The organism is Victivallis vadensis, assembly GCF_003096415.1.
Lineage (GTDB): Bacteria > Verrucomicrobiota > Lentisphaeria > Victivallales > Victivallaceae > Victivallis > Victivallis vadensis.
Genome location: NZ_QEKH01000037.1, coordinates 36,794 through 43,991, shown reverse-complemented (window position 1 = coordinate 43,991; position 7,198 = coordinate 36,794). Strand labels below are relative to the sequence as shown.

The following is a 7,198-nucleotide window of genomic DNA, read 5'->3' as shown; positions in this document are numbered from 1 at the left end:
GGAGGACTACTGGCAAAAACGTATGCAAATTATCGGCAACGTCGTTATCGGCGTTGGAAACTACAAGTGTGTTTCACAAAATTTGGGACAATAACAACAAGAAAGCTCCCTTTCGATTTCTTCTAATATACCAGCAAGAGAGCCGAAGTCAAACCGATTATTAGCACAGACTAACCATTTTTCCGAAAAACTTTCACGTCATGAAGAAACGCCGAATTGTTCCGGGCGCGTGGCCCGCGCGTACCGGACATCCGGGGCGCCGAAGAGCAGCACCGCTCCGATTCGATAACCGGGCGGCAGATTCAGGCGCTTGCGCAGCCGCCGGTTCCAGCGGAACGCGTGAACCGCGAAGCCGCACCAGCAGGTGCCGACGCCGAGCGTCTGCGCAAACAGGTCGAAGTAACTCAGCGCGATCCACGGATCGGCTTCTTTGCACGGCGCGCTGCGCGGCGTCGCCGCGACGATCATATGCGGGGCATTGCGAAACACCATATCCTTCCCGCCGGCGATCTCCTCCAGATACCGCTTGTAACCGGGATAGACCAGCCGCATGATGCCGGTACGGATCAACAGATTCAGCTGCCGGCTCATTTCGGCGCGAAAAAAGGCCATCTCCCGCTGTTCCCGGATCACCGTGAAAAACAGCCGGTGGTCGTTGCAGCCGGTCGGAATCCACGCCAGCGACTCCACCAGCCGGTCGATGATCTCCGGCTCAAGGTTTTCCGGCCGGTACTGCCGGATGCTGCGCCGCTGGCGGAGCAGGTTGAACAGCTCCGCCGCGCCGGGCAGCGGTCCGATTCCGGCGCACTCCTCCGGCGTCACGCCGTTGCAGACGACCGCCCCCTGCGGACACACCGCCAGACAGTGCTGGCAGTTCAGGCAGAACCGTTCCTCGCCGGAAGCGACACACGGCACGCCGTCCGCGCCGGGCTTCAACACTTCGACAATGCAGTCCCGCACACAGGCGCCGCACCGCACACACTTTTCGGCATCGACCGCAATCATCAATTGAATCTCCTTTTCTCAAGCGACGGCGCCTGTTTCCCGGCTTCCAAATAGAAATCATTTGTGATGCAGCCGTAGTACACCTTTCCTTCCAGTTCATCCGTCAGCGGGATCGCCGGTATCGCACAGCCATAATTGTATCGGAACATCATCGTGCCATCCTCCATCTCCCAGCTCCAGCTTCTCAACCTTTCATGCGGAAACGGAACCGCATACTTCCTGCCGTCGGTTTCATGCAGATACCATACCTCCGGCAGATTCGGGTCGACGATATAATCGCCGTCCTTGTCGGAGAAAAGCAGCCGCCCATCCTTCAACCGGTAGAGATTGAAATGGGTGCGTCCGCCGGTATTGGTCCGCAAGTTGCGAAACACCGTTGTTCCATTCCGCCGGAAAGCGAGCCGGTAATCATACTCCGCCAGAAACGGGTGGATCGGGCGTTGCTCGAACGTGATTTTCACCCCGTTTTCATCCGACAATCTGAAAGACTGCCACTCACCATGAAATTCCTCCATATTGCTCGAGTATTGCACAATCGGTATTGCCCACGAAATGGATACGGTACTGAAAGCGAAAAACAGAAAGATGACATCGAAGGGAAGAATCGAGCGTTTTCCCTCTGCATGCCAGCGCCGCCAGCTCCACCGCGCCAGCTTCATGATCAGGAAAATCCCGACGGCAAAGCCAACTGCCAGACATCCCAACTCCAGCAAGGCATTACGTAAAGCAGGCCTGTGCAGCCAGTATATCATGCAGCAAAAAACAGTCGGCAGCAGCCAGATCGTCAGGCAACCCAGCGGTACGGTTTTCAACGCGGTAATCCACGAACCGGTCATCCGGCGGGTTTTCGGGATCGCCCATAAGATCGCCGGAAGAACCGCAAGCCAGAGAAGGACGATGATTTCATGAAACACGCCCAACCTCCTCACTGTTCGACCGCAAAGCAGCAGAGAAACGCCACGCTCGGAGCGATCCCGCCGCAATTATTTCGGGAAGCCGACCGGCTGGATGAACATCGGCACCTGGTTCTTTTCGAGTTTCAGCAGCTTTTTCAGGTTGTCGGCGTTGAAGCTGCCCTTGAACACGGTCGCCAGATTGTTCGCCGCGCAGTAGAGGTAGATATTCTGGCCGACGAAGCCGCAATCAACGGCGGCCCACTTTTCGCCGGGCTGCTTATCCCGGTCGGCGACCAGCACGATCACCACGGAGGCGTTGTTATCGAGCCTGGACTTTTCCGCCGCGACTTCGACCAGCCGGTGCGTGGTCGGTTCATAACGGTAAGCACCATCCGGCAGGACCGCGTAGAGGGAGATTTCCTGCTTGTTCATCGCGGTCGGTGCGGTACGCTTGCCGTCGGGGCGGTTGATGCCGTTGGCCGCCCACAGCAGGTCGGAAAGCTGCTGCTTGGAAAGCGCCTTGCCGTCCATATTGCGGTTGGTGCTCCGCCTGGCCAATGTGGTCAGCAGCGGCGCGCCCCCCGAAATCTGCGGCTTCGGCAACTGAATATCGGCCGCCGTCAGCATCGCTCCGGCAGCCAGCGCCGCCACGGTCAGAACACTTTGCATCTTCATAAAACCCTCCTTCTCTTTTGTGATTCAATGGGAAAATAACTCCCAGATAAAGCCCGGCGTTCCCATCTCAATCCTTTTCGCTTATTTCACCCGGCAGCGCACCGAAATCCCGGCGGGCAGCTCGCGACCGGTGCTTTCGGGGACGGTCATCTCAAACGACTCGAACTCCCCTCCCCGGCCGAACGCCGCCTCCGCCAGCCGCTCCAGCACCAGAATCGAAAAGCCCGGCGAATGGCAGCTCAGCACCACCGTGAACGGCCTTGAACGGTCGCGCAGCTCATTGCAGCGCGCCAGCAGCTTCGGCAGGTCGTCCTCGATCTTCCAGACCTGCCCGTTGGAGCCGCGCCCGAATGTCGGCGGATCGAGTGCGATCAGGTTGTATTTGTTGCCGCGCCGCACCTCGCGCATCGTGAACTTATTCACATCGTCGGCGATCCAGCGGATCGCGTCAGGCACCTGCGGATTGCGGGCCATATTCTCCTGTCCCCACTCGATCATTCCGCGCGATGCGTCGAGGTGGCAGACGGAAGCCCCCGCCTGCGCCATCGCCATCGAGCCGACGCCGGAGTAGGCGAACAGATTCAGCGCCTTCGTCCCCTCCCCCAGCCCGGATTCCGGCGAGCGGAAGAAATCCCAGTTGCGGTACTGTTCGGCGAAAAAACCGAGATGGCCGAAACCGGTCGGTTTCATCTTCAGCTCGAAACCGCCCCATTCGGCGAACCACGCTTCCGGCAGGCGGTTCCGGAAGCTCCACTTGCCGCCGCCGGAGCTGTCGCGCGTGAACACCGCGTCCGCCGCCTCCCATTCGGATGCCGGGAGCGACGGTCCCCAGAATGCATTCAAAGCGGGACGGATCAGGCGGTAAGGCCCCACCTGTTCGAGTTTCCGCAGATGCCCGCTGTCCAAAAGCTGATAGTTCATTGATTCTCCGCGCGGTAAACGATTTTGCCGTTGCAGACGGTCAGCAGCGGCCGGTTGGTCTTCTGTTCGAAAATGGCGAGGTCCGCCCGGCGGTTCGGCAGCAGGATGCCCCGGTCGCCGAGGCCGAACGCCGCCGCCGGATTGCAGGTCACCGCCATCGCCGCCTGGGTTTCGGCCAGGTGGCCGCAGCTCATCAGGCTGTGCCAGCCGGTATCCAGCATCGTGGTGGTTCCGGCCAGAATGCTCTGTTCGGTCTGCGAAAAACCGTCCTTCACTTTGATCGGCGAAGGGCCGATCCGGTACTCCCCGTTCGGCATGCCCGCAGCCATCGTGCAGTCGCTGATGCCGACCAGTTGGTGCGCCTGCTTGCAGCGGCAGGCGAGATCGACCATGCGCGGATGGATGTGCCGCCCGTCGATGATCAGCTCCACCGTGACCCGGTTGTCGGTCAATGCGATGCTCGAAAGCCCCATTTCACGCTGGTGCAGCGGCGGCATCCCGTTGAACAGGTGCGTGCAGTAGCTCGCCCCGGCGTCGATCGCGCGCATGGTCTGCTCCTCATTCGCGATGCTGTGCCCCATCGACGGCTTCACGCCGCAGCCGATCAGGAACTCGACCAGTTGTGCCGCCTTTTCCAGTTCGGGCGCAAAAGTCATCACTTTGACCAGCCCGCCGCCCGCGTCGATCAGGTCGCGGGCAAATTCGAGGTCGATCGGCAGGATCGACTCCTCCTGCTGCGCGCCGCGCTTGAAAGGATTGATGAACGGGCCTTCGAGATTGATTCCGGCGGCGACCGCGCCGGGAAGCTCGCGCTGCATCTCTTTGGCCAGCTTCGCCAGATTGTCCAGCATCTCCTGCTTCGGAGATGCCACCACGGTCGGGAAAAAGCTGGTCACGCCCCGTTCGCCCAGAATCCGGCTCATCGCGTCGATCGGCCGCGGCGAGATATCCACCGACGAGCAGTCGAAGCCGCCTGCCCCGTGGATGTGCGTGTCGATGAAGCCCGGCGTCATATAGGCGTTGTTGAAGGTCAGCACCTCCAACCCCGGATCGCGGCTGAATGCGGAAAGCCCGCCGACGGCCAGAATCCGTTCATCCTCGCAAAGCACCGCACCGTTCTCGATCCGGTGATCCGGCGTAATCAGGTAGTCGGCGATATATAACCTGCGCACCCGTTTTATCATAAAATCCTCACAGTTTGGAGATACGTACCCAGATACATCCAATAGTAATATAAGTCGGCAAGCGCCGTTTTTCTAATGACCGCGCTGTTTTTTTCCGCCATTATCCGCGCTCCGGCGGTTTTCTCATTCGGTATTCACATGTTCGCCGTCGCGTTCGACACGATAACGGGCCGGGGAGAGACCGCATTCCCGGAAGAAACGGCGCCGGAAATAAGCGAGGTCGTTGAACCCGGCCTCAAACGCAATTTCCTTCACCGACTTGCCGGTCTCCCGCAACGCCCGGCAGGCGGCGGCGACCCGGACGCGATTGATTTCATCGGTCACCGATATCCCGAAATTCTTCCGGTAAAGCCGCCCCAGATAGTCCGGGTGACAGCGCAGTTCACCGGCAAGGGAAGCCGTCGAAATCGACTCCTCGTAATGGAGCTTGATGTAACGGCGCGCCCGTTCGGCCAGCGGATCAGGTTCATTGCCCGGCCGCGCGGCGCAGCTTTCCGCCGCCTCCGACAGCAACAGTTCACCGAGCAGGTCCAGCCGCCGCTGCGAACCGGCAGAACCGGACTCCCGGTCGCGCTGCTCCGCGAGCAGCATCCCGAAACAATCGCTGAACCGCTCCGGCCGGGCCGATTTCCCCATTCCCGCCAACGCGTCCAGCCGCTCCCGGGAAACTTCGCCGCGCGGCCGGTAATGGCACCAGTAAAAGGAAAGCCCCGGTTCATACGCCGCCGCGCCGCCGTGCCGCAGACCAGGACGCAGCAGCAGCCGGTCGCCCGGCTGCAATGCGAACTCGCTCTCCTCTTCGAACATCCGCAACGTTCCGGCGATCACCAGAATCAGCTCATAGGAGTCGATCACCCGCGTCGCGTGCCGTCCCTTGCCGCGCGAAATAAAGCGGCCCGCATTCAACAGCCGGCAGAGTTCTTCCATCGCCCCCTCACTTGTCCGCCGGAATCCGCTTCAGCAGTTCCGGAACCGGCATCACCCCGGCGAAACAGGGACGCCAGATCAGATTCTCGTAAAATTCACACAACTGCCTGCCGGTCAGGAACGGGTTGTCGAAGGTCGAAGTCGCCGCCTCCGGCACCACGACCCGGTAACCGCGTTCAAACGCCGCCTTGCAGGTTGCATCGATGCAGTACTCCGTCTGCATGCCGGTCAGAATCAACTGCCGGGCCTCTTTTTCCTTCAGGTATTTCTCCAGTCCGGTCTCCTGAAAGGAGCTGCAGAAACGCTTGTCGAAAATCCGCTCGCCGGGAAGCGGGGCGATTGCGGAAACGATCTCCCACTCCGTCGTCCCCGGAACCAGCATGCCGCGCGCACTGCCGTCATGGCGGACATAGACAACTTCGATGCCACTCTCCCGGCAGGCGCCGGTCAGGACGCCGATGTTTTCGAGCAGCTCCTGCCCGCGATACGGCTGTTTCGCAATCAGCGCATTCTGCACATCGACCACCAGCAATACAGTATTTTTCATCTCCCATTCTCCTTTATTTTCCGCCGCCGGCGCGCTCGCCGAATCCTCTCGACCAACCGGAAAAAGGCCGCGTTCAGCCGTCCCGCCGCCGCTTTTCCGGCAATGATCAGCGAAACCGAAATAATGATCATCACGATTCCGATCGCCAGCCGGAACGTCAGCTGCTCCCCGAAGACCATCACGCCGAAAAACACCGCGGTAACCGGTTCAAGCGCCCCCAGAATCGCGGCCGGCGTCGCCCCGATATAACGGATGGCCAGCGTTGTGCACAGCAGAGAAACCACCGTGGGCAAAAAAGCGAGCGCCACCACATTTCCCCACCCTTTCCACGATGGGATCACCTGCAGCTCCAACCCGAACTTCAACCGGATCACATAGACCGCCAATCCGAAAAGCAGTATATAAAAGGTCAGCCGCATTCCGGGCAGATTCTTCAATGCGGACTGCTTCACCCCAACCATATAAATCGCGTAGGAGAGCGCCGACAGCATAACCAGAATGATCCCGGTCATGCTCAGCGGCCCGCCGTCGCCGCCTTTGTAAAGCAGCCCGATGCCCGTCAACGCCAGAACGATGCTGCCCACCGTCACCGGAGTGAGCTTCTCCCGGAAAAACATCGCCATGATCACCGCCACCATCACCGGATAGACGAACAGGATGGTCGAAGCGATTCCGGCATCCATATACCGGTAGGCAAGAAACAAAGTGAGTGAGGAACCCGCGAAGAGCAAGCCGCCGATGATCAGCGGCAACACCTCGTTCTTTTTCAAACGGAAGGATTGACGCTGAAATTTCATCAGCATTCCCAGCATCGCCACCGCCATCGAATACCGGTAGAACAGAACCGAATCCGCCTCCAGTCCCTCCTGGTACAGCGGCAGCGCGAAAAGCGGATTCATGCCGTAGGTGGCCGCCGCGACCGCGCCGAGCAAAAAACCTTTGAATTTGTCGTTCATCATGATTCCAACCGGATAAAAAAAGGGATCGTCCGTAAAATACATCTGCGAACCGTTTTCTGCAAGCACGAAAAACGCCTGTCCCGG

Annotated in this window: 9 protein-coding genes; 1 reads left to right on the top strand and 8 read right to left on the bottom strand. The window is 59.7% G+C overall.

All coding sequences use genetic code 11. From position 1 onward, the window contains the following. Positions 1-198: 198 nt before the first annotated feature. Entirely contained in the window at positions 199-1,005 is an 807-nt protein-coding gene (locus tag C8D82_RS17585) for a nitroreductase family protein (protein ID WP_116885597.1), read from the bottom strand. Continuing rightward, positions 1,005-1,466, bottom strand: a complete 462-nt coding sequence (locus C8D82_RS20860) for a hypothetical protein (RefSeq protein ID WP_133245273.1) — start codon at positions 1,464-1,466, stop codon at positions 1,005-1,007. The genes C8D82_RS17585 and C8D82_RS20860 overlap by 1 nt, the downstream gene beginning before the upstream one ends. A gap of 91 nt (positions 1,467-1,557) precedes the next feature. Here C8D82_RS20860 and C8D82_RS20855 point away from each other — a divergent pair, with 91 nt between their 5' ends. After that, on the top strand, positions 1,558-1,914 hold the full coding sequence (locus tag C8D82_RS20855) for a hypothetical protein (protein WP_133245272.1): 357 nt from the start codon (positions 1,558-1,560) through the stop codon (positions 1,912-1,914). A 74-nt stretch (positions 1,915-1,988) separates the two neighbouring features. Here C8D82_RS20855 and C8D82_RS17575 read toward each other — a convergent pair whose 3' ends face one another. From C8D82_RS17575 to C8D82_RS17550, 6 genes are all read right to left on the bottom strand, one after another. Next, positions 1,989-2,576: a nitroreductase family protein gene (locus C8D82_RS17575; protein WP_116885595.1), complete on the bottom strand. Its 588-nt coding sequence runs from the start codon at positions 2,574-2,576 to the stop codon at positions 1,989-1,991. 81 nt (positions 2,577-2,657) lie between these two features. Beyond that, the gene (locus C8D82_RS17570) at positions 2,658-3,497 is read right to left on the bottom strand and encodes a class I SAM-dependent methyltransferase (protein ID WP_116885594.1); all 840 of its coding nucleotides are present in this window, start codon (positions 3,495-3,497) and stop codon (positions 2,658-2,660) included. Then, a complete protein-coding gene (gene nagA, locus C8D82_RS17565) occupies positions 3,494-4,681 on the bottom strand; it encodes an N-acetylglucosamine-6-phosphate deacetylase (protein WP_116885593.1) in 1,188 nt (395 codons plus the stop codon). The genes C8D82_RS17570 and nagA overlap by 4 nt, the downstream gene beginning before the upstream one ends. A 123-nt stretch (positions 4,682-4,804) precedes the next feature. Further along, positions 4,805-5,608 carry a helix-turn-helix transcriptional regulator gene (locus tag C8D82_RS17560; RefSeq protein ID WP_116885592.1) on the bottom strand — a complete coding sequence of 268 codons (804 nt, stop codon included), beginning with the start codon at positions 5,606-5,608 and terminating at the stop codon, positions 4,805-4,807. A gap of 7 nt (positions 5,609-5,615) precedes the next feature. Further along, positions 5,616-6,155 (bottom strand): cysteine hydrolase family protein, encoded by a 540-nt coding sequence (locus C8D82_RS17555; protein WP_116885591.1) that lies wholly within the window; start codon positions 6,153-6,155, stop codon positions 5,616-5,618. After that, complete coding sequence (locus tag C8D82_RS17550; protein ID WP_116885600.1) at positions 6,152-7,111, bottom strand: DMT family transporter; 960 nt, start codon at positions 7,109-7,111, stop codon at positions 6,152-6,154. Before C8D82_RS17550 ends, C8D82_RS17555 begins: the two co-directional genes overlap by 4 nt. Between the last annotated feature and the right edge of the window lie 87 nt (positions 7,112-7,198).